34 protein-coding genes are annotated in these 26,992 nt (G+C 32.4%); 13 read left to right on the forward strand and 21 right to left on the reverse strand.

Features of this window, described 5'->3' with window-relative positions; translation table 11 throughout:
* Positions 1 to 5: 5 nt before the first annotated feature.
* The 3 genes from QI155_RS05780 to QI155_RS05790 all read right to left on the reverse strand — a co-directional run bounded on the left by QI155_RS05780 (position 6) and on the right by QI155_RS05790 (position 2,000).
* Positions 6 to 422, reverse strand: a complete 417-nt coding sequence (locus QI155_RS05780; protein WP_083200008.1) for a DUF3617 family protein — start codon at positions 420 to 422, stop codon at positions 6 to 8.
* A 193-nt stretch (positions 423 to 615) separates the two neighbouring features.
* Entirely contained in the window at positions 616 to 1,449 is an 834-nt protein-coding gene (locus QI155_RS05785) for a hypothetical protein (RefSeq protein ID WP_068858613.1), read from the reverse strand.
* A 38-nt stretch (positions 1,450 to 1,487) separates the two neighbouring features.
* Complete coding sequence (locus QI155_RS05790; protein ID WP_256364116.1) at positions 1,488 to 2,000, reverse strand: transposase; 513 nt, start codon at positions 1,998 to 2,000, stop codon at positions 1,488 to 1,490.
* A 282-nt stretch (positions 2,001 to 2,282) separates the two neighbouring features.
* Between QI155_RS05790 and rpmE the strand changes: the two genes are divergently transcribed.
* From rpmE to QI155_RS05830, 8 genes are read left to right on the forward strand one after another with little or no spacing between them, the layout of a single operon-like run.
* Positions 2,283 to 2,483, forward strand: coding sequence for a 50S ribosomal protein L31 (rpmE, locus tag QI155_RS05795; RefSeq protein ID WP_068858609.1), 201 nt, complete (start codon positions 2,283 to 2,285; stop codon positions 2,481 to 2,483).
* Between the two features lie 30 nt (positions 2,484 to 2,513).
* Positions 2,514 to 3,461, forward strand: a complete 948-nt coding sequence (locus QI155_RS05800; protein ID WP_254045423.1) for a DUF1385 domain-containing protein — start codon at positions 2,514 to 2,516, stop codon at positions 3,459 to 3,461.
* Positions 3,462 to 3,511: 50 nt separating this feature from the next.
* Entirely contained in the window at positions 3,512 to 4,573 is a 1,062-nt protein-coding gene (prfA, locus tag QI155_RS05805) for a peptide chain release factor 1 (protein WP_068858607.1), read from the forward strand.
* Positions 4,570 to 5,415, forward strand: a complete 846-nt coding sequence (gene prmC, locus QI155_RS05810; RefSeq protein WP_068858605.1) for a peptide chain release factor N(5)-glutamine methyltransferase — start codon at positions 4,570 to 4,572, stop codon at positions 5,413 to 5,415. Before prfA ends, prmC begins: the two co-directional genes overlap by 4 nt.
* A gap of 2 nt (positions 5,416 to 5,417) precedes the next feature.
* Positions 5,418 to 5,945 (forward strand): C39 family peptidase, encoded by a 528-nt coding sequence (locus QI155_RS05815; RefSeq protein ID WP_068858601.1) that lies wholly within the window; start codon positions 5,418 to 5,420, stop codon positions 5,943 to 5,945.
* Positions 5,932 to 7,173: a glucose-1-phosphate adenylyltransferase gene (glgC, locus tag QI155_RS05820; protein ID WP_068858599.1), complete on the forward strand. Its 1,242-nt coding sequence runs from the start codon at positions 5,932 to 5,934 to the stop codon at positions 7,171 to 7,173. The genes QI155_RS05815 and glgC overlap by 14 nt, the downstream gene beginning before the upstream one ends.
* Positions 7,166 to 9,334: an ABC transporter substrate binding protein gene (locus tag QI155_RS05825; protein WP_068858597.1), complete on the forward strand. Its 2,169-nt coding sequence runs from the start codon at positions 7,166 to 7,168 to the stop codon at positions 9,332 to 9,334. Before glgC ends, QI155_RS05825 begins: the two co-directional genes overlap by 8 nt.
* Before the next feature lie 40 nt (positions 9,335 to 9,374).
* Positions 9,375 to 10,025 (forward strand): response regulator transcription factor, encoded by a 651-nt coding sequence (locus tag QI155_RS05830; RefSeq protein WP_068858595.1) that lies wholly within the window; start codon positions 9,375 to 9,377, stop codon positions 10,023 to 10,025.
* Between the two features lie 2 nt (positions 10,026 to 10,027).
* On the opposite strand, the gene QI155_RS05835 is transcribed toward QI155_RS05830, so the two are convergent.
* The 4 genes from QI155_RS05835 to yedE are packed head-to-tail and all read right to left on the reverse strand — an operon-like array spanning position 10,028 to position 12,736.
* Positions 10,028 to 10,888 (reverse strand): NAD(P)H-hydrate dehydratase, encoded by an 861-nt coding sequence (locus tag QI155_RS05835; protein ID WP_068858593.1) that lies wholly within the window; start codon positions 10,886 to 10,888, stop codon positions 10,028 to 10,030.
* Complete coding sequence (locus tag QI155_RS05840; RefSeq protein WP_068858591.1) at positions 10,876 to 11,412, reverse strand: DUF3343 domain-containing protein; 537 nt, start codon at positions 11,410 to 11,412, stop codon at positions 10,876 to 10,878. The genes QI155_RS05835 and QI155_RS05840 overlap by 13 nt, the downstream gene beginning before the upstream one ends.
* Before the next feature lie 11 nt (positions 11,413 to 11,423).
* Complete coding sequence (locus QI155_RS05845) at positions 11,424 to 11,642, reverse strand: sulfurtransferase TusA family protein (RefSeq protein WP_068858589.1); 219 nt, start codon at positions 11,640 to 11,642, stop codon at positions 11,424 to 11,426.
* 2 nt (positions 11,643 to 11,644) lie between these two features.
* A complete protein-coding gene (yedE, locus tag QI155_RS05850; RefSeq protein WP_068858587.1) occupies positions 11,645 to 12,736 on the reverse strand; it encodes a YedE family putative selenium transporter in 1,092 nt (363 codons plus the stop codon).
* Between the two features lie 227 nt (positions 12,737 to 12,963).
* On the opposite strand from yedE, the gene QI155_RS05855 reads away from it, so the two are divergent.
* Positions 12,964 to 13,164: a DUF6485 family protein gene (locus tag QI155_RS05855; protein WP_068858573.1), complete on the forward strand. Its 201-nt coding sequence runs from the start codon at positions 12,964 to 12,966 to the stop codon at positions 13,162 to 13,164.
* Here QI155_RS05855 and QI155_RS05860 read toward each other — a convergent pair.
* Positions 13,136 to 14,014: a metallophosphoesterase gene (locus tag QI155_RS05860; RefSeq protein ID WP_068858564.1), complete on the reverse strand. Its 879-nt coding sequence runs from the start codon at positions 14,012 to 14,014 to the stop codon at positions 13,136 to 13,138. The two genes, QI155_RS05855 and QI155_RS05860, sit on opposite strands and share 29 nt — an antisense overlap.
* On the reverse strand, positions 13,992 to 14,630 hold the full coding sequence (locus QI155_RS05865; RefSeq protein WP_068858562.1) for a HEAT repeat domain-containing protein: 639 nt from the start codon (positions 14,628 to 14,630) through the stop codon (positions 13,992 to 13,994). The genes QI155_RS05860 and QI155_RS05865 overlap by 23 nt, the downstream gene beginning before the upstream one ends.
* A gap of 53 nt (positions 14,631 to 14,683) precedes the next feature.
* On the opposite strand from QI155_RS05865, the gene QI155_RS05870 reads away from it, so the two are divergent.
* On the forward strand, positions 14,684 to 15,262 hold the full coding sequence (locus QI155_RS05870; protein ID WP_068858554.1) for a class II aldolase/adducin family protein: 579 nt from the start codon (positions 14,684 to 14,686) through the stop codon (positions 15,260 to 15,262).
* On the opposite strand, the gene rfaD is transcribed toward QI155_RS05870, so the two are convergent.
* Genes rfaD through tig form a run of 6 tightly spaced genes read right to left on the reverse strand, consistent with a single transcriptional unit; the run spans position 15,259 to position 20,293 of the window.
* Positions 15,259 to 16,224 (reverse strand): ADP-glyceromanno-heptose 6-epimerase, encoded by a 966-nt coding sequence (rfaD, locus tag QI155_RS05875; RefSeq protein ID WP_281321265.1) that lies wholly within the window; start codon positions 16,222 to 16,224, stop codon positions 15,259 to 15,261. The genes QI155_RS05870 and rfaD overlap by 4 nt on opposite strands.
* A 22-nt stretch (positions 16,225 to 16,246) precedes the next feature.
* On the reverse strand, positions 16,247 to 16,852 hold the full coding sequence (locus QI155_RS05880; protein ID WP_281321266.1) for a YkgJ family cysteine cluster protein: 606 nt from the start codon (positions 16,850 to 16,852) through the stop codon (positions 16,247 to 16,249).
* Complete coding sequence (locus QI155_RS05885; RefSeq protein ID WP_068858552.1) at positions 16,833 to 17,216, reverse strand: cyclophilin-like fold protein; 384 nt, start codon at positions 17,214 to 17,216, stop codon at positions 16,833 to 16,835. The genes QI155_RS05880 and QI155_RS05885 overlap by 20 nt, the downstream gene beginning before the upstream one ends.
* A 14-nt stretch (positions 17,217 to 17,230) precedes the next feature.
* Positions 17,231 to 18,460 (reverse strand): ATP-dependent Clp protease ATP-binding subunit ClpX, encoded by a 1,230-nt coding sequence (clpX, locus tag QI155_RS05890; RefSeq protein ID WP_068858550.1) that lies wholly within the window; start codon positions 18,458 to 18,460, stop codon positions 17,231 to 17,233.
* Between the two features lie 7 nt (positions 18,461 to 18,467).
* Entirely contained in the window at positions 18,468 to 19,058 is a 591-nt protein-coding gene (clpP, locus tag QI155_RS05895; RefSeq protein WP_068858548.1) for an ATP-dependent Clp endopeptidase proteolytic subunit ClpP, read from the reverse strand.
* Positions 19,055 to 20,293, reverse strand: coding sequence for a trigger factor (tig, locus tag QI155_RS05900; protein ID WP_281321267.1), 1,239 nt, complete (start codon positions 20,291 to 20,293; stop codon positions 19,055 to 19,057). Before tig ends, clpP begins: the two co-directional genes overlap by 4 nt.
* Positions 20,294 to 20,470: 177 nt before the next feature.
* On the opposite strand from tig, the gene lgt reads away from it, so the two are divergent.
* The 3 genes from lgt to QI155_RS05915 are packed head-to-tail and all read left to right on the forward strand — an operon-like array spanning position 20,471 to position 22,007.
* Positions 20,471 to 21,244: a prolipoprotein diacylglyceryl transferase gene (gene lgt, locus QI155_RS05905; RefSeq protein ID WP_281321268.1), complete on the forward strand. Its 774-nt coding sequence runs from the start codon at positions 20,471 to 20,473 to the stop codon at positions 21,242 to 21,244.
* Positions 21,241 to 21,675 (forward strand): ClpXP protease specificity-enhancing factor SspB, encoded by a 435-nt coding sequence (locus QI155_RS05910; protein WP_068858542.1) that lies wholly within the window; start codon positions 21,241 to 21,243, stop codon positions 21,673 to 21,675. Before lgt ends, QI155_RS05910 begins: the two co-directional genes overlap by 4 nt.
* 2 nt (positions 21,676 to 21,677) lie before the next feature.
* On the forward strand, positions 21,678 to 22,007 hold the full coding sequence (locus tag QI155_RS05915) for a hypothetical protein (RefSeq protein ID WP_281321269.1): 330 nt from the start codon (positions 21,678 to 21,680) through the stop codon (positions 22,005 to 22,007).
* Here the strand turns inward: QI155_RS05915 and phoU are convergent.
* The 6 genes from phoU to QI155_RS05945 all read right to left on the reverse strand — a co-directional run bounded on the left by phoU (position 21,993) and on the right by QI155_RS05945 (position 26,814).
* A complete protein-coding gene (gene phoU / locus QI155_RS05920) occupies positions 21,993 to 22,697 on the reverse strand; it encodes a phosphate signaling complex protein PhoU (RefSeq protein WP_068858538.1) in 705 nt (234 codons plus the stop codon). The two genes, QI155_RS05915 and phoU, sit on opposite strands and share 15 nt — an antisense overlap.
* 39 nt (positions 22,698 to 22,736) lie before the next feature.
* A complete protein-coding gene (locus QI155_RS05925; protein WP_083200007.1) occupies positions 22,737 to 23,033 on the reverse strand; it encodes a HEAT repeat domain-containing protein in 297 nt (98 codons plus the stop codon).
* Between the two features lie 101 nt (positions 23,034 to 23,134).
* A complete protein-coding gene (pstB, locus tag QI155_RS05930; RefSeq protein ID WP_068858740.1) occupies positions 23,135 to 23,908 on the reverse strand; it encodes a phosphate ABC transporter ATP-binding protein PstB in 774 nt (257 codons plus the stop codon).
* An 86-nt stretch (positions 23,909 to 23,994) separates the two neighbouring features.
* Complete coding sequence (gene pstA / locus QI155_RS05935) at positions 23,995 to 24,939, reverse strand: phosphate ABC transporter permease PstA (protein ID WP_068858534.1); 945 nt, start codon at positions 24,937 to 24,939, stop codon at positions 23,995 to 23,997.
* A gap of 4 nt (positions 24,940 to 24,943) precedes the next feature.
* Positions 24,944 to 25,837 (reverse strand): phosphate ABC transporter permease subunit PstC, encoded by an 894-nt coding sequence (gene pstC, locus QI155_RS05940; protein WP_068858532.1) that lies wholly within the window; start codon positions 25,835 to 25,837, stop codon positions 24,944 to 24,946.
* Between the two features lie 2 nt (positions 25,838 to 25,839).
* A complete protein-coding gene (locus QI155_RS05945) occupies positions 25,840 to 26,814 on the reverse strand; it encodes a PstS family phosphate ABC transporter substrate-binding protein (protein WP_348650831.1) in 975 nt (324 codons plus the stop codon).
* Between the last annotated feature and the right edge of the window lie 178 nt (positions 26,815 to 26,992).

Below are 26,992 nucleotides of genomic sequence, written 5' to 3' on the forward strand. Positions count from 1 at the left end.
ATTGGTTATTTACAATCTCCAATCCATTTTCCGTTCATATACTGTGTAATGTCCATTCCAAAATGTTTCATTTTTACTACTCCATCAAAACGGTCTCCTTTGTATGTAACAGTACCTTCACTTATAACAGGTCCTTCAGGAGTTTTACACTCAATTGTCCAGTTGACAGTATCTCCACTCATAGTGCTTTTTGTAATTTTGCAGTCCTGATCAGTTTCAGCCTTTTGAGGGATAGCTTTATCTTTTGTTATACATTGAGTAAAAGTCTGTGGTGGCATTTGAAAGGGCATATTCCCAGTTGTTTCAATTTTAACAGTGATTTCCCATTTACCTTCTTTCATATTAGGACCTGATGGCTTACTGCCACAGGCAAAAAAGAATAAAGATACCACAATTAACAGTAGCAAAAATTTTCGGTACATATTTGCCTCCTTTTTTTTATTTAAGCAATCTTAGATGGCACAAACGTAACACATAAATAAAGATATAGATTAAGAAAAAGGAAGGGAGCAATAGAAGGTAAAAAAATTATTTTTTTAATCAACTTTAAAATTACCTCAATATTTATTTGTTTCAATTCTATCAATTTAAATGATTCTTGTCAAGGGATTTGTTTTATCGTAAGAAGTCTCTTAGGGACTGTGCTAATACTGAGTCTTTTTTTGATAGTTCAATTACTTCTTTATAGGCTTCATCTTTTCTCTCTATGAGGCTGTAAATAATTCCTCTTAGATAATGAAAGTAAGGTAAATCTTTATATATAGAATTATTCAAAAAAACTAAAGCTTCTGAAAAATTTTTTTCAATTATCAGAATTCCAATTAATCTGCTGAGATTTTCTTGATTTTGCGGAAGTTTCATAATAAAATTTTTGCTTTCACTGAATTTTCCATTTTTGTAATAGAGAAGTGCTAATTTTTCAATAAGTTCTTTAGAGCCAGGATTATTGTTAAGAGTTTTTTCATAGAAAACCGTAGCCTTTTCAATTTGTCCAATGCTTTCATAATGCTTTGCTAAAAATAGAGGATCTTCTTCTATTTTTAGAGCAGGCAGACTTTTTCTAAATCTTTTATTTATCCACTCTCTATTTTTTATTAGAATTTTTATGTCTTTTTCTATTGAGACATCCTTAAGATTAAAAAATATATTTCTTTTATCTGATAAGTCAATTACAAAAAGTACTAATCCCTTTGCCTTGTCTACAATTTGAACATCTTTTACTTTAAATAGAACCCCATTTTTAAATAGAAATAATTCAGATTTAGTATGGTGTATCCATTTTTTCAATGGTTTTGTACTACCTAAGAATGTATCTTCTTGAAGGGTACCTATCACTTTATATCCTGATAAAGGTAATTGATTGTCGTCAATGACAAAAACATAAGCTTCATCTTGAGCTGATAAGATAGAAGGCATCAAAAGAGAAATAAATATAATTAACCAGACCATTTAAATATTTTATCATAATTATAAACAGGTAAAACTTATTACACTGCTGCTATTGTTAAAAGTGACACTTGCCAAGAGAATTGTGTCTGTCCATAGAATTTTTTCACAAACATCTGCTTCAATTCATATAAAGCTAACTTAACCAAAGGAATCGACTTTTTCCATTTATTCTTCTCTATCCCGCTTACTTCTTCATCTTTTATCTGAGTATGATAGGTATCTATAAAAAGGGCAAACATATCTGATGGTAATTCTTTTGTCTCCTCTATTTGTTCTGCTGAGTAGGGAAGATTCATTGACTGTAGCAGTGCCTTTATTTTATTTGGTGAGTAACTCACAAGATTGAGAATAAATTCCTGAAAACTCTCATTAGCTTTCTGCCATTCTGCAGGCAATATTGCTTGACGAAATTCTGATTTTCTGTCTCTTGGGACTGAAATACCTAAGTTCCCTAAAAAACAGGCAAGTTGTCTTTCATAATATCCATTTGCTTTGTTGTCTATACTTTCCCTTAAATAAATCTCTCTTTCCTTCTTCATAAGTTCATTCAAAAGTAAAGCTACTATTGTTTGTTTTTATACTGGCGCAATGAATTTGCGAGCTTTGATGAGGCAAAGGAGAAGATAGACAGGTGGATACAAGGGATAAAAAAATGGATGTAAAAGATAGGTAGATGAAAAATTTTAGATAAAATCCCCTCTTAAGAGGACTTTTAGAGTCAAAAAATCACTCTTTGAATTTTCTATCGGCAATTTCAGGGAAATAGTTTTGCTTGCTAAAAATTACTATTTCAGGATAAAATTAAAATTAAGAAAATTCTCACGGAGGGAAGAATGAAAGAAAAAATCCATCCTCAATACAAGGAAGCAAAGGTAATATGTGCCTGTGGCGAAACATTTATTACTCACTCAACAAAACCTTTAATTAAAGTGGATATTTGCTCAAAATGTCATCCCTTTTATACAGGCAAGCAGAAAATAGTTGATACTGAGGGAAGAGTAGAAAAATTCATGAAAAAATACGGAAAGAAATAGTAAATTAAGAAAATAAATTGGAGGGTTAGATTGGTTGTTTCTAACCCTTTTTTATTTAAAAAAATGAACAGTTCAACAATAGGTGGACAAGCAGTAATTGAAGGCGTAATGATGAAATCTTCAAAGGGATGGGCAGTAGCGGTCAGAAATCCCGAAGGTGATATTATTGTTCAATCTGAAAAATTTAAAAAACAAAGCCTTTTAACAAAAATTCCCATAATTAGAGGATTCTTTATATTAATTCAAACAATGTGGTTAGGCTTGAAAGCAATAGATTTTAGCAGTAAAGTTGTATTTAAAGAAGAAAAATCAAATCCTTGGAGTATGGCTTTATCTTTAATTCTTGCTTTTTTCATTGGTATAGCCCTCTTTATTGTGCTTCCTCTTTATCTTACAAAACTAACTGGTTACTTTTTAAATTTAGTTCAGATAAATCCCTTTCTTTTCAATTTTGTAGATGGAATTTTGAGAGTTATTATTTTTATAGGATATGTATATGGAATCGCATTGTGGCCTCAAATGGGAAGAATTTTTGCCTATCATGGAGCTGAACACAAGGTAATCAATGCCTTTGAAACAGAAAAAGTTTTAGATATTGAAAATGTATCAAAGTATTCAAGATTTCATGTTAGATGTGGAACAAGTTTCATATTTATTGTCCTTATTATCAGTATTTTATTTTTTTCAATGATTCCTTCTTCTTGGAGTTTTATGATGAAAGCACTCAGCAGGATTATTCTTCTACCCATCATTGCAGGAATTTCCTATGAAATATTAAAACTTTCGGCAAAATGGCAAAATACCAGATTTGGCAAAATTATCATAGCTCCTGGATTGTTATTTCAGAAAATAACCACAAAAGAACCTGATAAAAGCCAGATTGAAGTTGCAATTACTGCATTGAAAACTGTTTTAAATTTAGATGATTCATCCCTTTTAAGGGATAGTGCTTGCAGTAGAATGCCAGTTAAAAATTAAAAAGCCGAAGGATTTCTTGCACAATAAAGTAAATTTTTTGGAGGCATTAAATGTTAGATAAATTATTAGAAGTAGAAAATAAATACGATAAAATAACAAAAGCTCTGTCAGAGCCTTCAATTTTTTCAAATCGAGAAGAATTTCTTAGATTGTCAAAAGAACAGTCAGAACTTGAACCTATTGTTACCAAATTCAGAGAATATAAAAAAATTGTTAAGGAAATAGAGGAATTAGAAGAAATCTTGAAAAGTGGAGACGGAGATTTAAAGGAACTTGCAGAGGATGAACTTCAAAATCTTAAAAAAATAAAACCTCAAATTGAGCAGGAATTAACAATTTTACTTCTTCCTAAGGACCCACGAGATGAAAAAAATGTTATTCTTGAAATAAGAGCTGGTACAGGTGGAGATGAAGCAGCTCTTTTTGCTGCTGACTTATTCAGAATGTATTCAAAATACGCTGAATCTAAGGGCTGGAAAGTAGAAATAATCGACAGTCATCCTACAGGACTTGGTGGTTTTAAGGAAATTATCGCAAATATTTCAGGTAGGGGAGCATTCAGTAAACTTAAATACGAAAGCGGTGTTCACCGAGTACAGAGAATTCCTGTTACAGAGGCTTCTGGAAGAATTCATACATCCACAGCAACTGTTGCTGTCCTTCCAGAAGCAGAAGATGTAGATATTAAAATTGAAGAGAAAGATTTAAGGATTGACACATTCTGTTCTTCAGGTCCCGGTGGACAGTCTGTAAATACTGCCTATTCTGCAGTAAGAATAGTTCATATACCCACAGGAATAATTGTGCAGTGTCAGGATGAAAGATCTCAGATTAAAAACAGAGAAAAGGCAATGAAAGTTCTTAGAGCAAGATTACTTGAAATGGAAAGGCAGAAAAAGGAAGCAGAAAGAGCTTCAGAGAGAAAACAACAGGTTGGCACAGGAGAAAGAAGTGAAAGAATAAGAACTTATAATTTTCCCCAAAATCGTGTAACAGACCACAGAATTGGACTTACTCTATACAAATTGGATCAGATTTTAGATGGCAATCTCGATGAAATGATCGATTCACTGATTTCCTATTATCAGGCTGAAAAACTGAAAGAAATGTGAATGCTTTAAAAAAAATTGAAGAAATAAAAAAAATTTTTGAAAAAAATCAAATCCCCTTCCCACAAAAGGAAGCCCAAGAAATAGTTTGTCATATAGCTAAAATTGATAAAGTAAAACTTTACTCCCAAAATCCTCAATTAACCTCAATACAAATATATGAAATAGATAGATTAGTTCAAAGAAGGCTTAAAAGAGAACCTCTTCAATATATTATAGGAGAATGCGATTTTTTCAATATAAAATTAAAAGTAGGTCCTGGAGTGCTTATCCCCAGGCCTGAAACAGAAATTTTGATTGAAGAATTTCTAAAAAGAGAGGAGATAATAAATAAAAAAGACGGATTCGTAGTTGACCTTTGTACAGGTTCAGGATGTATTGCCCTTTCTATTGCAAAAAATCTACCTCAACTTAAAATTATAGGAGTAGACATTTCAGAAAATGCTATTAAATATGCACATAAAAATAAAATACTCAACAGTGTTTCAAATGCTTTTTTTGTTGTTGGTGATTTACTTTCTCCATTGAAAAAAAACTCTTTTATTTCAATCACTGCAAATCCACCCTATGTAGAATCCGATGAAATAAAAAATCTTCAACCTGAAATAAAAGATTTCGAACCTAAAGAAGCCTTAGATGGAGGACAAAAGGGGCTTCTGTATTACGAGAAAATATTAAACAATGCAGAAGATTATCTAATTGAAGAAGGATTAATTTTTTTTGAAATTGGAATAGGTCAAGCAGAGGAAATAAAAAAAATGGCTGAAAAATTAAGATTTAAAATGATAAAAATAGTCCCTGACCTTGCAGGAATTGAAAGAGTTATGATATTAAAAAGAAGTTAATTATGAAGAAAATTATTCTCATTAAAATTTTTATCATCGTTGTTTTTTTAACAAAATCTTACGCCTATGACTTTATAATATCCTCTGTCCCATTTTTTCCTTCAAAGGCTTATCAATGCGGTCCTACTTCTTTAGCAATGGTTTTAAATTTTTGGGGGATAAATATTAAACCTTCAGAAATAGCATCAGAGATTTATAGTAAAGATGCAAAGGGAACTTCGGATTTTGATATGCTCTTTTATGCTAAAAAATTTGGATTAAAAGTAGAACAATACAGAGGAAATTTAGATGATTTAAAAGATAAAATTAAAAGAGGACATCCTTTAATTGTTATGGTTGATGAAGGTTTTTGGTTTTATAAAAAGTATCATTATATGGTGGTGGTGGGTTTCAGTGAAGGGGAAATAATAGTAAATTCATCGGATAAGGAAAGAGAAAGAATCGAAATTGAAAAATTTTTAAATAAATGGAATAAAACTGATTTTTGGACACTTTACATATATAGGGAGGTAAAAAATGGCTCTTCCTAATGTTTTAGCAATAGTGTTGGCAGGTGGAAAAGGTGAAAGACTTTTTCCACTTACTTCCTTCAGATCAAAGCCTTCTGTACCCTTTGGTGGAAAATACAGAATAGTTGATTTCGTCCTTAGTAATCTTGTCAATTCAAAAATTTATTCTATCTATCTTTTAGTTCAGTATAAATCTCAATCACTTATTGAACATATCAGACAAAACTGGGGATTTTTATCTGTTGGAAGAGACCACTTTGTTACTGTTGTGCCTCCCCAGATGCGTATGGGACCTGAGTGGTTTCAAGGTACTGCAGATGCGGTATTTCAAAATATAGGTTTAATTAAAGAACATAAACCCGATTTTGTATTAATATTTGGAGCAGATCATATATATAGAATGGATATAAGGCAGATGATAGAGTTTCACATGGGAAAAAATGCTGAGGTAACTGTTGCAGCAAGACCTGTTCCAATAAATGAGGCTTCTTCTTTTGGTGTAATTGTTACTCAACCTGATCAAAAAATCATTGGATTTCAGGAAAAACCAAAAGACCCTGTACCTATGCCTGACAATCCTTCTATGGCTTTTGTCTCAATGGGTAATTATATATTTAACACAGATATTTTGATAGATGCCCTTATAAGAGCTGAAAAGAAAAAACAACACGATTTTGGAGCTCATGTAATTCCAGAACTTGTAGGAAGAGGATGTAGAGTCTATTCTTACGATTTTGCTAAAAATGAAATACCAGGGTTAAAAAATTACGAAGAAAAGGGTTATTGGAGAGATGTGGGAACAATAAGGGCTTATTTCGATGCCCATATGGACATGCTTGGAGAAAAACCTATTTTTGAGATTTTCAACAAACACTGGACTATTTATCCTTCTAAAAATGATACTCCTCCAGCAAAAATATTAAATGGTGAAATAAAAAATAGCATAATTTCTGATGGGACAATAATATATGGCGGGAAAATTGAAAATTCCTTTATAAGAAGCGGTGTAATTGTAGAAAAAAATGCAGAAATAAAGGAGTCATTAATAATGGATGATGTTGTAATCAAAAAAAATAGTAAACTTTACAGAGTAATAGTTGACAAAAAAAATATTATTTATGAAGGCGAAGAAATAGGTTTTTCCCCAGATAAGGATAGATTTAAATGTCATATAGATTCCTCAGGAATAAGCATAATTCCCAGGGCAGCAAGGTATAATGATTGGATGAAAGAAACAGGTTATGTATAAAAGGTTTATATTGACAATCATATTTTTTCTTTGTCTTACTTCTTTTTCTTTTGCTCAGACCGATAAAAAGCAGATACTTATTCTAAACTCCTATCATCATGGCTTAAGCTGGACAGATAATATTGTAAAAGGGATTAAAGAGGCGCTCAAACCTTTAGAAAGCGAAATCGAATACTATATAGAGTATATGGATACTAAAAGATTTTCTGAACAAATGCAAATGGAAAGATTCTTCAATTATTTTAAAGAAAAGTATAAGAAATCCAAATTTGATGTTGTCATAGTATCAGATAACGATGCATTAAATTTTACATTGAAACATTATAAAGAATTATTTAACAATCTTCCTGTTGTATTTTGTGGTATCAATAATTTTAATGAAGAATTAATAGATAAATATCGCAAATGGTTTACAGGCGTAGCAGAAGAAACAGATATTGCAGGTACAATTAAAATTGCATTGAAACTTCATCCGCAGACAGAAAATATTTACGTAATAAATGATATTACAACTACAGGATTAGCAATGAAAAGAGAGTTAATGAAAGCTCTATCAGAAATCCAGAATAAAATAAATCTTGAAATAGTCGAAAATCCAGATATGAAAGAACTGATAAAATCTGTAGGTCAAATACCACCAAAAAGTATAGTTCTTCTTTTACTTGTTAATAGGGATAAAACAGGGAATTTCTTTGCCTATGAAGAAAGTCTTGATTTACTCTACCCTCATATAAAAGCTCCTATTTATAGTGTTTGGGATTTTTATTTAGGAAGAGGAATTGTTGGTGGTAAATTAACAAGTGCTTTTTTACAGGGTAAAAGAGCTGGAGAAATTGTGTTGCAAATTCTTAATGGGAAAAACCCTCAGGATATTCCTGTTATTAAAGAAAGCCCTAATGAGTATATGTTTGACTACAAAGAGCTAAAGAGATTTAATATTTCTTTGTCAAAAGTTCCAAAGGAAAGCTTTATATTGAACTATCCTGAAAGTTTTCTTATAAAATATAAAAAAACACTTATTACTCTTACTCTCATATTTATTGCCTCTACCTTAACAATTTTTTTACTCGCAATAAACATATCAAAGCGAAAAAAAATTGAACATCAGTTAAGAGTGTCAGAAGAAAAATATCGAGACCTCTATGATAACGCTCCAGATATGTATCACTCTGTTGACAAAAATGGGATAATAATTGATTGCAATGAAACAGAGGCAAAAATGCTTGGATACAGAAAAGACGAAATCATTGGTAGACCCATCACAGATTTTATGACAGAGGAATCAAAAAAGTTACAGATGGAATTCTTTCCCAATATCCATAAGTACAGCCACATACAAATTGAGAGAGATTTTGTTCGAAAAGACGGCTCTGTTTTTACTGCTGCCTTAAATGTTTATGTTGAAGTTGATGAAAAAGGTAATTTTGTAAAAACTAAGACTATCGGAAGGGATATAACATATAGAAAAAAAATAGAAGAAGAACTCAGAAAATCAAAAGAAGCTTTAAGAAAACTTTCTTTATACCTTCAAAATATAAGAGAAAGCGAAAGAAAGGAAATATCAAAAGAAATTCACGATGAATTAGGCCAATCATTGACCGCTTTAAAACTATCCCTTTCATGGATTAAAAAAAGAATCAAAGATGATACGCTTCTGGAAAAATTTGATGAAGCAATGAACCTGATTAACTCTCTTATAAAACAAGTTCAGAATATTGCTAACAAACTAAGACCATCTTTAATTGATCATCTGACTTTACAAGATGCTATAAAATGGCAGGTAAAGGAATTTGAGAAGAATACTTTAATTCCATGCAAGATAGAAATATCTGAAGATAATATTCAGCTTTCAAAAGAAACTTCTATTGCAATTTTTCGAATATTTCAAGAAGCTTTAACAAACATAGCAAGACATGCAAATGCTACTCAGGTATCAATTAAACTTTTTAGAGTTGATGGAAGTTTTATAATTATTGTAAAAGACAATGGAGTAGGTATTGGTGAAGATAAAATTAAGAGTCCTGAATCCTTTGGATTGATGGCTATGAAGGAAAGAGCTTACTCAATCAATGCAACAATAGATATTAGAAAAGCTGAAGAAGGAGGCACAGAGGTAATACTTTCAGTGCCCCTGAGGGAACAAATTATAAATCAAAACTAAAAATATAATAATCTTGCAATTACGAAAAAATTTTTAAAAAATGAATAAACTTAAAATTTTAATAGTTGATGACCATACACTTTTTAGAAAGGGGTTAAGAGAAATACTTCTTGATAATCCCTCAGTTAAGGAATGTAAGGAAGCAGATAGTGGATATGAGGCATTTAGTATGATAGAAAAGGAAATTTTTGATCTTATTTTTCTTGATATTGCCATGCCAAAAATTGATGGGTTAGAGACCTTAAGACGTCTAAAATCAATTAATCCCAAAGTAAAAATATTAATGTTAAGCATGTATCCAGAGGAACAGTATGCAGCAAGAGCATTAAAATTAGGAGCTGATGGATACATAACAAAATCCGCAGACCCAGAAGAGCTAAATAAAGCAATAGAAAAAATTTCAAAAGGTGGAAAATATATTCCAGAAAGTTTTTCAGAAAAACTTATATCTTACTTTCAAAAACCATCAGATATTTTACCTCATGAAAAATTATCTGAGAGAGAATTTCAAGTTTTCCTTATGATCGCAAAAGGCAAAAGCCTTGTGGAGATTTCAAAGGATTTATCAATTAGCATTAAAACAGTAAGTACCTACAGAGCAAGAATCCTCGAAAAGCTTAATCTTCAGAATAATGCAGAAATCATAAATTATGCAATAAAGCATGGACTTATATCTAATGTTACAGATTAAAATCAAATTTCAATATATTTCTTTTTAATTGCCTCTGGAATAAATTTTATAATCTCTACTATCTGTGTTGATGGATCTGGATTTGAAAGCATACCCGTAATTCTGTTAATCTGGGCAGAAAGTATCATAGCTTTTTCAGCAGGAAAGCCCGAATCTATTAAAGCAGATGTTATACCTGTTAAAGTATCACCTGTTCCACCGATAGGCTCAAGGGCTTCAATGCATGGCTCTGATATAATATCTAATATTTTCCCCTCTTTAACTATATAATCTCTCTTTCCTTTAACAAGCATATATTTTGAAGCATTATTATGTTTATAGGCTCTCTGAATAAGTTCTTCTGCTCTACTTTCATCCTGTAGCAGAAATCCTCTTGTATAAAAGGGATGAGGGGCTTCTTCATCGGCTAAAAAGGCAAGCTCACCGGGGTCTGGAGTAAAAAGGTCAAAAATTGTTGCATTTCCGCTCATTTTTGCAGCATACATAAACCCCGCATCAGCAATTAAAAAGGGACGCTTTGGTAAATCCTCAATGGCAAATAAAATTTTATTACACCAATCCGCATCTGGAAGCAAATAATGAAATGTAAGGGTATCAAAGCTTCTTTTTTTTATATCATTGGTAAAAAACTCATAAAGCCTTTTACTTCCATAGCCCTTTCCTGTATCTCCTACAAGATAAGCATAAGGCAAGTCTTTTTTAAGAAATTGAAGAACCTTACAAGTTGAGGCAATCAATGCAGAAGTGCCTCTTTGAATTGAAATTTTTCTTCCCTCAATAAATAAAAAATCATTAATAAGTTCAACTTTTCCGAATAATATCGGAAAGTTTTCTTCTGGAACTGTGCCTATCACTGCCAGCATAATTCTTTTATTTTATCATAGGCTAATTGAAGGGCATACCCACAAAGAGTATGCCCAAGTGTTCTTGGTTCAGGTGCTTCATTAATTTTTTTGCCAACAAGACAAGCTGCAAGATAGGGAACATCAGGACAGCCACCACCTGAGATATTTACAATTGTTAGACTACTTTTGTGAATGGTTATTTTCATATTTGCTGCCCTTACCATTAGAAATCTTCCGTAGTCTTTGATATGAAAAAGATCAACGGGCTTTAAATTACCATCATTTGATGGTAAACAGTCAATAGGACTAAGTCCCTTAGTTTCAAGAACATTCAATACACCCATTGTTTCAACAATAGGAAATTCTATTGCAAGATCGCAACCCTTTCTTACATGGGGTGGTGGTCCAACAACTTTTACATTAAATCCATGGCTTTTTAGTATATTTTCTGCCCTTATAACCTCTGAAGTATTATCAAAGATAAGAAGTCCCTTATCAGTAGACGGATTTTTTTCTCTGAATAATTTTTTAAGAATTTTCATTTTATTTCTTCTTAATCCTTTTTTATAGTAATTTTATATCCTTTTTCCTCTTCAACTATCTTAAGAATCTGCCAACCCATTGATTGAGCTGCTCTTGATACATTTTCTTTTGAGGTATCTGTGTCTACAAGTATTTCTATCTCTCCTTTACCAAGCTTTTTTATAGTCTCTAAAGTTAAAAGAACTGGTTCAGGACATGAAAGCCCTCTTGCATCAACAATTTCAGCCATTTTTACCTCCTTCTCATTGTTAGTCCGATTATTACACAGATAATTAAACCTACTATTGTTGCAATTGCTCCATTTGGACCAATTCCTGCTTGTGAACTTGCCAATCCAAAATTATGAGCAATTGCAGCACCTACTATCATACCAGATGCAAAAATAGCAGCATCTGCATCTCCTTCACCAGACATAAAAAGCTGTCTACCTGGACAACCTCCTGCTAAAACAAAGGCCAATCCAGCAAGGGTCATACCTAAGAAATTCCAAATTTGCATTGTATGGGCAATGGGTTGTTTTTCAAATCCTGGGTTAAACTGTCCAAGTATTATATTTGTTATCCATGCTGATAAGAAAAAGGCAGCTACACCTAAGAAAAGATGTCCCTGTTTAAAAAGTAAAAGGTCTCTAAAGGCACCCATTGTGCAAAATCTGCTTCTCTGTGCAAGAACCCCTATTAACATGGCAACTCCCAAGGATATAAATAAAGGAGCATGTTGTGAACCAGGACCTTTTATACTGTAAAAAAGAAGCATTCCTTTCGGCTCTCCCTCGGGCTGAGGATCAATGAGTAGGAGGATTAAAAAACCTAACATCAGTAAAGGAAAGGCAAGACCTGTGGCTTTGCTTGCTGAAGTTTGAGTTCTTCCAAGGGTGTATCCTGCCTTTAAAAATCTTGTTCCAACCCATATTCCAAAGATAAGCCCTAATAAACCAAAAATTGCATTTCCATCACCGCCAGCAAGTCTTAAAAGGGTTCTCCATGGACAGCCAAGAAAAACAAGAGCACCTATCATTGCAAAAATGCCCAGAATAAATCTGATAAATGGTGCTGAACCTCCACGAGGCCTGTATTCTTTAAAAGCTAAAGCAGAAAGAAAGGCTCCTAAAACAAATCCAATGATTTCTGGCCTCATATACTGAACAACTGATGCTCTGTGAAGTCCTAAAGCACCTGCAATATCCCTTTCCATACAGGCTACGCATATACCCATATTTGGAGGATTCCCAAGCTTTTGAAGCACTGGAGCTAAAACTCCTATAACCAAACCAACAAAAATAATACCTCCTTTTGTTGCAAAAAAGTTCTTTAAGCCCTCCATATACCCTCCTCTAAAAAATTTGGATAATTTTACTATAGATTAATTATTTATGTAAAATAGGATTTTCCTTTGAAATTTAGTAATGCAATAGATTATATTTATGATTTTTATAGAATTCTTTAAAATGATGCTTCTATTAATAACTCTAAAAGAAGTCAAATAATCAATGAGATAGTTTTAAAATGGTATAATATTTAAAATGTAATAGAGTCTACGTGGAGGACATAATGGAATGTAAAATTGAAAAAAACAAAAAAATCTGTACATGTACCTATGAACCCTGTGAAAAAAAAGGCATATGCTGTGAATGCCTACATTATCACAGGAAAAGAGGAGAACTACCAGCCTGCTATTTTACTCCTGAAGTAGAGGCTACCTATAACAGAAGCATTACCAGATTTATTCAGATGAAACAAAGTATGAAGTGAGATTTTCTAAAAATAAATCTTCAGCATCTTTTATATTTTTTGACAGCTTTGTACTTGCTATTGTAATACCTGCTCGGGAGGCATAACTTCGACAGGTAAAGATAGTTAAACATTTTTTTGAATATATTATTTTACTTGCTACATAGGGATCATGTCCTCTTATAAAACATTTTGCATCTTGAGACTTTAAATATTCAGACAGTTCTTCTTCTGTAAACTTAGGAATATCATATCCTCTGAATACAGGAGAGATTGCAGGATCTGCCCAGAGAATATCAATTATAAGGTCCTGCCTTGATTTATGATTAATAATTTGTCCATGCAAGGGAAAACCTGCATGAGATGCTATTATACCATTCTGAGTCTTAATCATAAGTGGCATTTCTTTGAAAACTTCTACAGCTGAATTATGAATTTTTACTCCAAAACTTCCGAAGATATCTATCAATTCTCTGTCAAATTCATAGGGATGACAATAAATGGAATAGTGAGCTTCGTGATTACCTTTTAAAAGGAATACTTTTTGAGGAAAATTTATTTTTAACAAGCATAGATAAATTAAGTTATACAGAGAACCCTCTGGCTCTGGTTCTCTATCAATATAATCTCCAAGAAAGATTAAGTATCTATTTTCATTTTCTTCTTCAAGAAATCTCTTCACAATAAATTTAGTTACTAAAAAGTCTCCATGGGTATCTCCAACAAATGTCACTTTCCCGTCTGTTTGCCCAATGTTTATAAAAGCAGGCTCTTCTCTTAAAATACTAAAGGCAGATTCAAAAATAGCAATAATTTCATCGGGGTCAAATTCCTGAACTTTTTCTGGATTATAGAGAACCTCCAAAAGCATCTTTTAGATCCTCATGTTTTCCATCTGAAGCAATTTGTCTAATAAATATATTAGCCTCTTCAGTCCCGATAGATTTTAATGCATTAACAATAGCAATTTTTACTGCTAAACTTTTTTCTGACTCAAAAGCTTCTTTAAGGTATTTTACAGAATCAGGCATTCTAATTTTCCCAAGAGATTTAGCGGTTGCCTCTCTTACTAATAATTCAGGATCTTTCAAACCATCTTTTAGAATATCAACTAATCTTCTGCCTCCAGGAAAATCACCGAGAGCTTCTGCAACATAGGATTTTAAAGAAGGACATTCATGATGAAAAAAGGGATCCTGAAACATTGAAAGAAGTGCTTCCTGTGCCTGTGGTGTTCCGATATGACCAAGAAGTCTGATTGCTCTTATCCTGTATCTCCAATCATATCCTCGAGCATCGGCTAAATCAACAACAGCTTTAAATCTTTCCTGTGTTTTAAACTGATTTACAAAATTTGGGTTAGAAATCTTCTCACGCCATTGGGGAATGTCTAACTCCTTCAAAAGATCATTAATATTGTACGCATTAACAGAGGTTGATAAGAAAAGAAGTAAAATAACAACTAAAAACTTTAAAAAAAATTTCATATAATCACCTCCAAGGTATAATTTTTATTCCTGTATATGTTTATAATAAAACTATGAAGTGGAAAAAGGAAAGACAAGAAATTGTAAATTTTGCAAGAAAAATTTATCGGAAAGGATTTGTAACCGGAATTAGCGGAAATTTAAGTATTAGGGTAAATGATAATTATCTACTGATTACGCCAAAATCAAAGTGTTACGAAAAGATTAAAACCTCTGACATAGTTCTCATTGATTTAAACGGTAAAATAATTGAAGGAGAAAGAGAACCATCATCAGAAAAAAAACTTCATATTGAAATTTATAAAGCAAGAAAAGATGTAAAGGCAATTATACATACCCATTCAACCTATGCGTGTATTCTTGCTGCTAAAGAAATTTCTCTTCCGCTTATACTTGATGAACAAAAAGATGTTTTAGGTGGAGAGATAAAAGTAGCAAAATATGCTCCCTGTGGCTCAAATGAACTTGCCTATGAGGCTGTAAAAGCTTTAGAGGATAAAAAAGGAGTAATTCTTGCTAAACACGGAGCTGTTACTGTAGGTAAAAGTATAAATGAAGCTTTCTATATATGTGAACTCCTTGAAAGATTAAGCAAAATATATGTATATATAAAATTAATAGAAAAAAATTAATTCTTTTCCAGATAATTCAAAATATAGTCTTTAACAGCTTCTTCCAATGATAAAATTGGCTTGGTATATCCTGATTTCCTAATTTTTTCCATTTCAGCTTTTGTGAAATATTGATATTTACCTCTAATTTCCTCTGGCATATCGACATATTCGATATTTGGATTTGTTCTTAGTGCAGAAAAAACAGCCTTTGCTAAATCATTCCAAGATCTTGGAATTCCTGTCCCCACATTAAAAATTCCATTTAATTTAGGATTTTCAAGGAAAAAAAGAGTCATTTCTACAGCATCTTTGACATATATAAAATCTCTTAATTGCTCACCATCTTTATACTGAGGATTATAGGACTTAAAAAGTCTTATTTTCCCATCTCTTTTTATTTGTTCATAGGCTTTAAGAACCATACTTCTCATATCACCCTTGTGATTCTCCCGTGGACCAAAGACATTGAAATATTTTAAACCAACAATTTTGTCTAAAAGCCCCTTTTTTAATGCCCACAAATCAAATATCTGCTTAGAATATCCATAGGCATTAAGTGGCCTAAGTTTAGGAATTAAATCATGATTATCAGAAAATCCTATGCTACCATCTCCATAAGTAGCAGCTGATGATGCATATATAAATCTTACATTGTTTTTTATTGACCACTTTGCAAGCTCTTTTGTGTATTCATAATTATTTTCCATGAGAAAATCCACATCTCTTTCAGTGGTACTACTTCTTGCACCTAAATGAATGATTGCTTTGACTGAAAGTCTAAATTTATCTTTTTTTAATTCATCAATAAATTTGTCTTTATGAATATAATCTTCAAAGGAAAGGTCAACAAGATTTTTCCACTTTTCTGAATTAGAAAGATTGTCAACGATAAAAATTTTTTCTTCACCTAATTCATTTAATCTTTTTACTACATTTGCACCTATAAAACCTGCACCACCTGTAACAATTATATAACTCATTTTTACCTCCTCCTGCTGTTTTTTATCCCATTCTTCTTGCAAGTTCAATCCATGGATAATTTTGCAAAATTTTTACAAGGCTGTTAAGCTTTCCAGAATTAATAAATTCTATCTTTTCCTCTTCATCAAAGACATTATAAAAAGGAGTTGTTTCATATAAGGCTTCTCCGAGATAGTTTTTAGATGGTTTTAGAACATCTTGAGGCCTTGTATAATAAGCATCTTCTCCATGATTACAGGATTGTCCAAAAACATTAAACTGTCTGCAAGCAAGGGGTCTCATAGGATAAATTGAACAGGCTTTATTAATAAGAAAGGGGCAGGGATCACCTTTTTTATGTTTTATAAGAGAAAGCTTTATGTCAGACCTTATAGGTTCTTTAACTTTTTCCATAACATACCAGTATATTCCAACAATTTCTATTGGATAAACAGGTATATCTCTATGAGCTTCACAACAATTACTGCATCCCTTTCTGCAAGCGAGTTTTCTACCTTTTTTTTCAAGCTCTTCAATATCTTTTTTTACTCCTTCATCCATAATTGAATAGGCATTAAGAAGAAGGGGAAGCCAGATGTGTAATTTTTCATCTTCAGGGAAGGAAAGTCTAAGTTTGCTCTTTTTCAATTCTTATTTTCTTTGCTCCTTTTAGGCTTTTAAGGATTGAAGGATTATCAATTAATCTCCCAACAATATTTACATCACTGGCTGGGACAGGATCATCTCCTTTACTTATTGGAGTTTTACCAAAAAATATAGCAAGGGCATCCCCGGGTGGCCAGTAGCCAATATCTCCTGCTTTTACTTTAGTTGTAGCAGTATTGTCCAGTGGCATATTAATTCCAACAGTAAAATAAAATTCATCTCCCCATTCATTAATATTGCTTTCTATTGGAAGAGATTGAATTATCCTTTTACAGCATTCTGTATCAAAGAATTCTGCTTTTATTTCTACTCCATTGATTATTAATTTAACCTTTGTATTTGTCATAGGGAACTAATATTTTATAACTGTTTTGCTTTTTTCTCTTTATATATCAAAATAGGAGAAGCCTTTTTATCGACAACCTCTTCATTGATTATACACTCACTTATTCCCTTTTCAGATGGAATAAGATACATTACATCAAGCATAATATCTTCAAGAATACTTCTTAGAGCACGGGCACCTGTTTTTCTCTCTATCGCTTTTTTTGCAATAGCCCTTAATGCCTCATCAGTAAATGTGAGCTTAACTCCATCAATGCTGAATAACTTCTGATATTGTTTTACAAGGGCATTTTTTGGTTTTGTAAGGATTTCAACAAGGGCATCTTCATTCAATTCACAAAGAGTTGCTACTACTGGAAACCTACCAACAAACTCAGGAATCATACCATATTTAATGAGATCTTCAGGTTCAACATGGGTAAGGATGTTTTCCTCATCCATCTTTGATGTTTTCGAAAGAAAACCAATTGTTCTCTTCCCGATTCTCTTTTTTATAATTTCCTCCAGTCCAACAAAAGCTCCTCCACATATAAAAAGTATGTTAGTTGTATCAAGTTGAATGTATTCCTGATGGGGATGTTTTCTTCCTCCCTGAGGTGGTATATTTGCGACAGTGCCTTCTACAATTTTTAAAAGTGCCTGTTGAACTCCCTCACCTGAAACATCACGAGTTATTGATGGACTGTCAGCCTTTCTACTTATTTTATCAATCTCATCTATGTAAACTATCCCAATTTGAGCACGCTGTATATCAAAGTTTGCATTTTGAAGAAGTTTAAGAAGAATATTTTCAACATCCTCACCAACATATCCTGCTTCTGTGAGAGTTGTTGCATCGGCAATTGCAAAGGGCACATCAAGAAATTTTGCAAGCGTTTGGGCTAAAAGAGTTTTTCCTGTACCTGTCGGTCCAATAAGCATAATGTTACTTTTCTGAATTTCATCATTAGGTTTACCTTTAAAAATTCTTTTATAGTGATTGTAAACGGCTACTGAAAGAATTTTTTTTGCTCTTTCCTGTCCTATCACATAATCATTTAAAAATTTATGGATTTCCTGTGGAGTGGGCAATTCAGTTTTTAAGCCTCCAATATTAGAAATTTTCTCCTCTTCTAAAATTTCGTTACATAGAGAAACGCATTCATCACAAATGTATACTCCATCGCCGGCAATTAATTTTTTAACTTCTTTCTGTGATTTTCCACAAAAGGAGCATTTTAAATTCTCGTCACTTCTCTTTGCCATTTTTCACCTATTTTTGTTTTATAGATGAAATAACTTCATCTACAATTCCATACTCCTTTGCTTCTTGGGCAGACATGAAGAAATCTCTTTCTGTATCTTTTTGTATTTTCTCAATAGGCTGTCCTGTATGTCTTGATAAAATCTGATTTAGAAGTTCTTTCATCTTCAAAATCTCTCTTGCATGAATCTCAACATCTGTTGCCTGTCCGTAAAATCCTCCAATTGGCTGGTGAATCATAACTCTTGAATGGGGGAGAGCAAATCTTTTCCCTTTTGTTCCTGCTGCAAGTAAAACACATGCCATAGAAGATGCCTGCCCAATACAGTAAGTGGCAATATCTGGTTTTACATACTGCATGGTATCATAAATGGCAAGTCCACTTGAGACTATTCCTCCTGGTGAGTTGATATATATATGTATATCCTTATCGGGATCTTCTGTCTGAAGAAAAAGTAGTTGGGCAATTACTACATTTGCCACTTGATCATTAATCTCTGTTCCTATAAAGATAATTCTATCCTTAAGTAATCTTGAATAAATATCGTAAACTCTTTCTGTTCTCCCAGTCTGTTCTATTACAATTGGTACTATACTCACTGCTGTGCCTCCTCTTTTTTAACAAATTTTACTCTTTTCAAAAGTAAGTCAAAAACTTTATTTTCAAAAACACTATTACGGAGTGGTTCTAAAGAACCATGTTTTGACATATAATACTGAACAACTCCATGGGGTGAAATACTGTATTTTTTTGCAATATTCATAACTTCATTTTTTAAATCTTCTTGAGATACAGAAATACCTTCTTTTTCGCCTATAACTTCAAGTAAAAGATAGGCTTTAACGTTTCTTTTAGCTGACTCAGTTATTTTATCCATATTTTGAGTTATATCAAGTCCCATTGCTTCATACTCTTCTGTCAACCTTCTTATTTCCATTTCAAGGAGTCCTTCTGGAATTTCAAAATCATAGGATTCAAGAAGCTTCTTTAAAATATCTATTTTATATTTTTGTTCAGCCTGTTCCTTTTTAGCCCTTTCAAGGCTTTCTTTTATATATTTTTTGAGATCTTCTATATCTTCAAAACCAAGCTCTTTTGGAAGTTCTTCATAGGGAATGTCTTTTCTTCTCTTAATCTCTTTAACAGTTATATCAAAATTAACAGTCTTCCCAGCAAAATCAGCAATAGAGTCTTCAGGAAAGTCTATTTTGATATTAAATATTTCATTTTTTCTTTTACCTTCAAAGGCTTTGGAGAATTCTTCTGGGAAAGGTCCTGCACCAAGTTTATATACAAAATCTTTTGCCTCTTTACCAATATCTGTGGTGTAATCAATTACAACAAGATCTTCATTCTGAATTGGTTCTTCTGTTGGCTCATAGGTGCCTCTTTCTTTTGAAAGTCTCTTAAGCACGTCTTCAATTTCCTCTTCTTTTACTTCTGTTGAAACTTCTTCCAGTTCTATGTTTTCGTAATTAAGATTTTCAATCTCCGGTCTAACCTCTACTATAAGTTCAAAGGATAAAGGTTGCTTTCTCTTTATATCAATTGCATCTTCTGCTATTGGTGGAAGAACAGGTTTTAGTTTAGCTTCTTTAATTGCATTATCATAGGACTGGGAAACAAGTTTCTCTAAAACTTCAGATTCTGCCTCTTTACCAAATTTTTTCTCAATTATTGAGATTGGTGCTTTACCTGGTCTAAAACCTGGAATTTTTGCTTTTTTCTGAATATCTTTTAATACTTTTTGAATTTCCTCCTCTACTCTTTCTGCAGGTATTTCAATTTTAAGCCTCTTCTTAGTTGTTGAAATTTCTTCGATTGCCTTTAACACATGCCCTCCTTAAAAAATATTATCCACTTTTAAGTTTAAAAGCCATAAAGGATTTTTGTCAATTAGAGACTATTTGTACAATCATGAAATCTTTTAATTTTAAATTGTGATAAAATAGAATATGTTTTCAGAAGAAACTGTAAAAATTTTTCATTTTTGATTTGAGAAAGGAACAATATGCTTCCTTATCCAAATATAAATCCTGAAATTGTTAAAGTCGGTCCTCTTTCAATAAGATGGTATGGATTGATGTATCTTATAGGTTTTATATGTTCTTATTTAATTGTAAAGAGAGAAATAAAAAGGAAAGGAACACGGGTTGAAAAGGATTTTCTCGAAAATCTCTATTTTTATTTAATATTAGGACTTCTAATTGGTGCTCGTTTAGGATATGTAATTTTTTACAATCTTTCCTACTACATTGAAAATCCTCTTCACATTTTTGCTATCTGGCAGGGAGGTATGTCTTTCCATGGAGGGCTTATTGGTGTTGTGATATCAGCATGGCTTTTTACAAGGGCTAAAAAATTTGATTTCTTCACTCTTACTGATATGCTTGTTTTAACAGCACCAATCGGTATTGGACTTGGAAGAATCGGAAATTTTATAAATGGAGAGCTTTACGGAAGAGTAACTAATGTTCCCTGGGCAATGATTTTCCCAGAGGGAGGTCCTCTACCAAGACATCCAAGCCAACTTTATGAAGCAGCATTGGAAGGAGTAGTACTTTTTACGATTTTATGGTTTTTCAAAGATAAATTTAGCAGGTCTGGTATTCTATCATCATTATTTTTAGTTCTTTATGGTATTTTTCGCTTTTTTGTTGAATTCTTTCGAGAGCCAGATCCTCAAATTGGCTATATTCTGGGAATTTTCACAATGGGACAGATTTTATGTCTGATTATGATATTTAGTGGTGCTTTATTACTTAGTTACAGGATTAGACAATGATCGATTTATCTGAAGAGCTTATAAAAAGGCTTAATGAACTAAAAAAACAAACTTTTTTTGAATTAATTAATCTTGCTGGCAGAGTTTTTATAATTGTTGATTACGATGAAAATGTTGTCATAGGCAAAAGAGGATTTCTTCCTGAAGAAAAAGAAAGAGGTCTTATTTTAGTCTTTAATCAAAAAATGAATTTTCAATGGAATGATGACGCATTAACGGCAACTCTGGTATTTGGTAACACTCCAGAGAGATGTTACATCCCCATAAATTATATTGCAGGAGTTTTTTCACCAGACTTACGGGTTCAACTCAATGTTCCAGTTTTTAAATTTTCTAACAATGCAGAGTCCTCTGAAAGGGCAGAAGAAAATTCTCAAAAAAGGAAAGATTCGAAGATTATTGATCTTTCTAAACTGAGGAAGAAAAAATGAACATGGAAAAACATTTAAAGGAACTTTTGACTTACTATTTAAAACAAAAACTTAATAAACTTCAGCAGCAAATAGAACCTGTGGAAAATCCGCCTCCAGATTTAAAAATTTTAACCTATGGAATGACTTTAGGATATATGGACATAATTACAGAAAAAGAAATAATGCCAGAAAAAATCAATAAATGGAAAGAAATAATATCTGAAGGTAACAAATTAATTATTTTGATTCCTAAGGAAGAAAAGCTCAAAATTACAGAACTACTTTGGAAAGAAGGAATTGCTGAAAGAGTAAGTATAGGAACTTATGAGATAAATCTATTTTTGCCTTGAGATAAAATCTTCTAAACAGAGTTTTTGAACTTCTTCTGTGACAAAGGAACCTCTTAGCATTTTACCTTCAACCATATAAATTACCATTTCAGCTATATTTGTAGCATGATCAGCAATTCTTTCAAGATATTTTGCAACAAACATTCTTTTAAGAGCTAAAGGAATAATATCAGGATTTTTTATCATCAATCCAAATAACTCATTATGATTATTCTGTAAAAGTTCATCAACCTGGTCATCTCTTTTGATAACCTCATAGCATAAATCAACATCTTCTTTTACAAAAGCATTAATAGCATCTTCAACCATACTTTCAGTAATTTCAGCCATTTTAGGTATATTTACAAAGGGCTTTAAAAATGGCTCCTGTGCAAGTTCAATTGCTCTTTCAGCAATATTAACTGCAAAATCACCCATTCGTTCAAGATCTGTGCATATTTTCATTGCGGTGGTTATAAATCTCAAATCCTTAGCCATTGGCTGTCTTAATGCAATTAGTCTTATGCATTCTTCGTTTATTTCAACTTCAAGTCCGTTTATGAGATTGTCTCTTGAAATAACATTTTTAGCAAGTTCGATGTCTCTGTCAATAAGAGCCTTAACAGCTTTTCTTATTCCTTCTTCAACAAGGCATCCCAAAATAAGTATTTTTTCTTTTAACTTTCTTAACTCAGCATCTAAAATTCCCATTACTGCCTCCTAAATTCATACTTTTGTTATTATACCAATTTAATTATTATCATTAATAGGTTTATGGACAAGAAATTTATTAATATAGGAAGATATCAGAGAGCTACTATGAAATTTAAATCTTTCAATTATTTCCATTGCCTCTTCAGTGCCTATGTTTTTTAAAGAATTTAAAATTTCAATTATCATAATTGGATCTTCTTCATAGATTAAAATTTTTTCTAATTCTTTAATAGCAGATCTCATCTTTTTTAATCCTATTATAAAAATAGCAGTTTTACGAATTTCCCTTACAGGATGTTTTAAGGCATAGATTAGTTTTTCTTCAAAAGGCATTGATGAAAATTTCCTCAAATCGGAGTTACAATTTGGACAGATTATTAAATTATCCTTTAGTTCTTCCCAACAGAAAGGACAAAAGTAATATATCACTAATCTTATCCAAATCTTCCTGTTATATATTCTTCAGTTAATTTTTCTTTTGGAACAGTAAAAATTTTATCTGTCTTATCAAACTCTATCAATTCTCCCAAATACATAAACCCTGTGTAGTCCGATACTCTTGCTGCTTGTTGCATATTATGGGTAACAATAATTATAGTTAATTTTTCCTTTAGCTGAATAAGCAGTTCCTCTATTTTAGCAGTTGAAATGGGATCTAAAGCAGAGGTAGGTTCGTCAAAAAGAACAACATCAGGCTCAATTGCTATAGCTCTTGCTATGCAAAGTCTTTGTTGTTGACCACCAGAAAGGGAGTAGGCATTTTCTTTTAATCTATCCTTTACTTCATCCCACAAGGCAGAAGCCCTAAGTGCCCATTCAACTTTTTCTTGGATTAATTTTTTATCTCTAATTCCATTAACCTTTAATCCATAGGCAACATTTTCAAAAATAGATTTTGGGAAAGGATTTGGTCTTTGAAAAACCATTCCAATTTTTCTTCTTAAATCCAGCAAATCAATATTTTTATCAACTATGTTTATTCCATAGGGATTGAAATATATGGTTCCTTCGTATCTTGAATCTGGATATAGATCATGCATTCTATTAAAACATCTTAACAGAGTTGTTTTTCCACAACCACTCGGACCTATCAAAGCAGTTATTTTTTTTGTTGGCACTTTTAAATTTATGTTTTTTAGAGCCTTAAAATCTCCATAGTAAAAATTTAATTCTTTAACCTCAATCTTGATTTCACTTTCAGATTTAATCAAGTTTGCCTCCTTTGTTTCTTCTAAGACTTTCTCTTTAGTTCCAAAAATCAAATTTTTTATATTATCAATAACTACACTACCTATTACCATATGTATTTCCTCCTGACTTTTTGCCTAATATAATAAGCTAAGGCATTCATAAAAACCGTTAAAACAAGTAATATAAACCCTGCTGCTGCAGCGTTAATCTGGAAAGCAGCCTGTGGACGGGAAACCCAATTAAATATCTGGATAGGCAAAACTGTAAAAGGTGACATTAAAACCTCCCAAAACTTTGTCAATGATAGATATGGAAAATCTGAAGTAATTGGATTTGGCGGTAAAAAGGCAATAAAAGTCAAGGCTCCAATTGTAACTAAAGGAGCTGTTTCACCAATTGCTCTTGATGCAGCAATAATAAGTCCTGTAAGGATTCCTCCCAAGGAGTAAGGGAAAATATGATCTCTAATTGTATCCCATTTTGTAGCACCTACTGCATAGGCTGCTTCACGTATGTCTCTTGGAATTCTTCTTATTGCTTCCCTTGTATTTACTACAATAACAGGTAACATTAAAATACTTAATGTTAAACCTGCAGTTAATATACTTTCACCAAGCTTAAATCTGTATACAAAAATGCCTAAGGCTAAAAGTCCATAAATTATTGCTGGCACTGCAGCAAGATTATTTATGTTAAGTTCAATTATATTCTCGATTTTTCCTATTAATCCTCTTTTTTTAGCATACTCCTCAAGATAAATTCCTGCAGGTATACCAATAAGAAGTGACCAAAATATAGCACCTCCCATTACAAGTAGTGTACCAACCCAACCAGAAAGTATTCCTGCCTTTTCAGGAAATCTTGAAGGAAAAGAAGTATAAAAATTGGGATCTTTAAGTTTTTCGAAACCATCTAAAAAGACATCTAATACGAGGGTAAACATAAAAGAAACAACTAAAAATAAAGCAAAAAAACCAAAAATAGGAAATATTATGTCTGGCTTTATCTTTTTTAATTTTTTTTTATCGAATTTCTCTAAACTCTTCATTTTATTAATACATCTCTCTTATTTTTGATTTTAACCAAAGGGCAATACTGTTAAAGACAAAGGCAATTATAAAAAGGGTGAACCCCACTGCAAATATTGATAAATATTCAATAGAACCAAAGGGTAAATCACCAAGAGCAATCTGAACTATATATCCTGTCATTGTCTGTATAGGTTCTCTTGGATCAAGGGTTAAATTAGGATACATACCTGCAGATATTGCAACAACCATTGTTTCTCCTATTGCCCTTGATGCACCAAGAATAAATCCAGCAATTACTCCAGAAATTGATGCTGGTAGAATTATTCTGATAGCAGTCCATAATTTTGTAGCACCCAATGCATAAGAAGCCTCTCTTATTCGCTGAGGAACACCTTTCATTGCATCTTCAGCCATTGATGCAGTATAAGGCAAAATCATAAAACCAAGAACAACTCCAGGAGCTAAAGAATTAAAACTTTCAAGATCAGGAACTATTTTTTGTAAAAGAGGAGTTACAAACAATAAAGTAAAATATCCATAAACAACTGTTGGAACCGCTTCTAAAAATTCTATTATTGGTTTCGCAATTTCCTTAACACTAACAGAGGCATATTCACTTAAGTAGATTGCAATTAACAGTCCAAGAGGAACGGATACAATCATAGCTATTGCAGCTATAAGAAATGTTCCGGCAATAAGGGGCCAGATACCGAATTTTTTTGTAGCAAAAACAGGTGTCCATTCTTTTTCTGTTAGAAATTCTTTAATTGATACCTCCTTAAAAAACTCTAATGTATCTGCCAAAAGAACATATACAATACCGATTGTTATAAAAATAGTAATAAAGCCGGCGGTGAAAAACACCGCCAGCATGAGTTTGTCTAAGATTCTTTTATAACCTAAAGAAGCAAACATAATTAATACTTTGCTTCTCTTTTAAGAAGTTCTTCAACAGTCAAACCAACTTGTAACTCACCGCCAAATACGGTTCCCACATGCATTTTCTTAAATCTTTCTTCTGCCATTGGATAAGCCTTTGGAGGGAGAGGAATATAACCAACCTGTTTTGATATTTTTCCTGCATTTTTAAGATAGAATTCTACAAATTCTCTTACCTCTGGTCTTTCTTTAGCAGATTTTTCATTTACATATATAAATATAGGTCTTGAAAGGAGCTGATAGGTTCCATCCATGACAGTTTTTTCACTTGGCATTACACAGGCACCTGTTTTAGGATTTTTGACTGCTAATGGTTTAACCTTACCTTTATTTTCAGTTACATAGGCTAATCCTACATATCCAAGGGCTCCAACATCTTTTATAACCGCATTCATAATAACATTGTCATCTTCACTTGCTACATAATCACCTCTACTTGACTTTGCCTTTCCTACAACAGCTTCAGTAAAGTAGTCGAAGGTTCCTGAATCTGCACCAGGACCAGCAAGTCTTAAAGTTCTATCTGGCCAGGATGGATTTACCTGATTCCAATTTGTAATCTTACCTTGAGCATCGGGTTCCCACATTTTTTTAAGTTCTTCAACGGTAATGCAGTCATTTTTAATCCAGTTATTTTTTGTGTTTACAAATACTGCTAAGGCATCATAGGCAATGGGAAGCTCAATGTACCTTATGCCTGCTTTCTGGCATTCTTCCATTTCTTTCTTCAAAATTGGTCTTGAAGCATTAGAGATATCTGTTTCCCCTCTGCAAAACTTTTTGAATCCTCCACCAGTACCAGAAATTCCTACTGTAACCTTAACTGCTCCTTTTTTTGCTTTCTGAAAATCTTCTGCTACACCCTCAGTGATTGGAAAAACTGTTGATGAGCCATCAATTTTGATAATTGGCTGCGCATAAGATAGGGGCACCAAAAATAACATCATCGTCATCAAAAGCAAAGTAACCCCCAAAATAAAACTCTTTTGATACTTCATAAAACACCTCCTACGAAAAATTTTTTGTTATAAAATTTATATGCATGGGTTTTACCCATTGAAAGCAATGAAGGCAGGGCAGGACAACTCCATTTCACCTGGGTATAAAAGCCCTCAATGGAGTTTGTTGCCT

Source organism: Thermodesulfovibrio sp. 1176, assembly GCF_029946585.1.
Lineage (GTDB): Bacteria > Nitrospirota > Thermodesulfovibrionia > Thermodesulfovibrionales > Thermodesulfovibrionaceae > Thermodesulfovibrio.

Coding starts and splice junctions, on each gene's coding strand:
- QI155_RS05780 (WP_083200008.1), bottom strand. CDS start 422: ATGTACCGAAAATTTTTGCTACTGTTAATTGTGGTATCTTTATTCTTT.
- QI155_RS05785 (WP_068858613.1), bottom strand. CDS start 1,449: ATGGTCTGGTTAATTATATTTATTTCTCTTTTGATGCCTTCTATCTTA.
- rpmE (WP_068858609.1), top strand. CDS start 2,283: ATGAAAGAAAAAATCCATCCTCAATACAAGGAAGCAAAGGTAATATGT.
- prfA (WP_068858607.1), top strand. CDS start 3,512: ATGTTAGATAAATTATTAGAAGTAGAAAATAAATACGATAAAATAACA.
- QI155_RS05815 (WP_068858601.1), top strand. CDS start 5,418: ATGAAGAAAATTATTCTCATTAAAATTTTTATCATCGTTGTTTTTTTA.
- glgC (WP_068858599.1), top strand. CDS start 5,932: ATGGCTCTTCCTAATGTTTTAGCAATAGTGTTGGCAGGTGGAAAAGGT.
- QI155_RS05825 (WP_068858597.1), top strand. CDS start 7,166: ATGTATAAAAGGTTTATATTGACAATCATATTTTTTCTTTGTCTTACT.
- QI155_RS05830 (WP_068858595.1), top strand. CDS start 9,375: ATGAATAAACTTAAAATTTTAATAGTTGATGACCATACACTTTTTAGA.
- QI155_RS05835 (WP_068858593.1), bottom strand. CDS start 10,888: ATGCTGGCAGTGATAGGCACAGTTCCAGAAGAAAACTTTCCGATATTA.
- QI155_RS05840 (WP_068858591.1), bottom strand. CDS start 11,412: ATGAAAATTCTTAAAAAATTATTCAGAGAAAAAAATCCGTCTACTGAT.
- QI155_RS05845 (WP_068858589.1), bottom strand. CDS start 11,642: ATGGCTGAAATTGTTGATGCAAGAGGGCTTTCATGTCCTGAACCAGTT.
- yedE (WP_068858587.1), bottom strand. CDS start 12,736: ATGGAGGGCTTAAAGAACTTTTTTGCAACAAAAGGAGGTATTATTTTT.
- QI155_RS05855 (WP_068858573.1), top strand. CDS start 12,964: ATGGAATGTAAAATTGAAAAAAACAAAAAAATCTGTACATGTACCTAT.
- QI155_RS05860 (WP_068858564.1), bottom strand. CDS start 14,014: ATGCTTTTGGAGGTTCTCTATAATCCAGAAAAAGTTCAGGAATTTGAC.
- QI155_RS05865 (WP_068858562.1), bottom strand. CDS start 14,630: ATGAAATTTTTTTTAAAGTTTTTAGTTGTTATTTTACTTCTTTTCTTA.
- QI155_RS05870 (WP_068858554.1), top strand. CDS start 14,684: ATGAAGTGGAAAAAGGAAAGACAAGAAATTGTAAATTTTGCAAGAAAA.
- rfaD (WP_281321265.1), bottom strand. CDS start 16,224: ATGAGTTATATAATTGTTACAGGTGGTGCAGGTTTTATAGGTGCAAAT.
- QI155_RS05885 (WP_068858552.1), bottom strand. CDS start 17,216: ATGACAAATACAAAGGTTAAATTAATAATCAATGGAGTAGAAATAAAA.
- clpX (WP_068858550.1), bottom strand. CDS start 18,460: ATGGCAAAGAGAAGTGACGAGAATTTAAAATGCTCCTTTTGTGGAAAA.
- lgt (WP_281321268.1), top strand. CDS start 20,471: ATGCTTCCTTATCCAAATATAAATCCTGAAATTGTTAAAGTCGGTCCT.
- QI155_RS05910 (WP_068858542.1), top strand. CDS start 21,241: ATGATCGATTTATCTGAAGAGCTTATAAAAAGGCTTAATGAACTAAAA.
- QI155_RS05915 (WP_281321269.1), top strand. CDS start 21,678: ATGGAAAAACATTTAAAGGAACTTTTGACTTACTATTTAAAACAAAAA.
- phoU (WP_068858538.1), bottom strand. CDS start 22,697: ATGGGAATTTTAGATGCTGAGTTAAGAAAGTTAAAAGAAAAAATACTT.
- QI155_RS05925 (WP_083200007.1), bottom strand. CDS start 23,033: ATGCCTTTTGAAGAAAAACTAATCTATGCCTTAAAACATCCTGTAAGG.
- pstA (WP_068858534.1), bottom strand. CDS start 24,939: ATGAAGAGTTTAGAGAAATTCGATAAAAAAAAATTAAAAAAGATAAAG.
- pstC (WP_068858532.1), bottom strand. CDS start 25,837: ATGTTTGCTTCTTTAGGTTATAAAAGAATCTTAGACAAACTCATGCTG.
- QI155_RS05945 (WP_348650831.1), bottom strand. CDS start 26,814: ATGACGATGATGTTATTTTTGGTGCCCCTATCTTATGCGCAGCCAATT.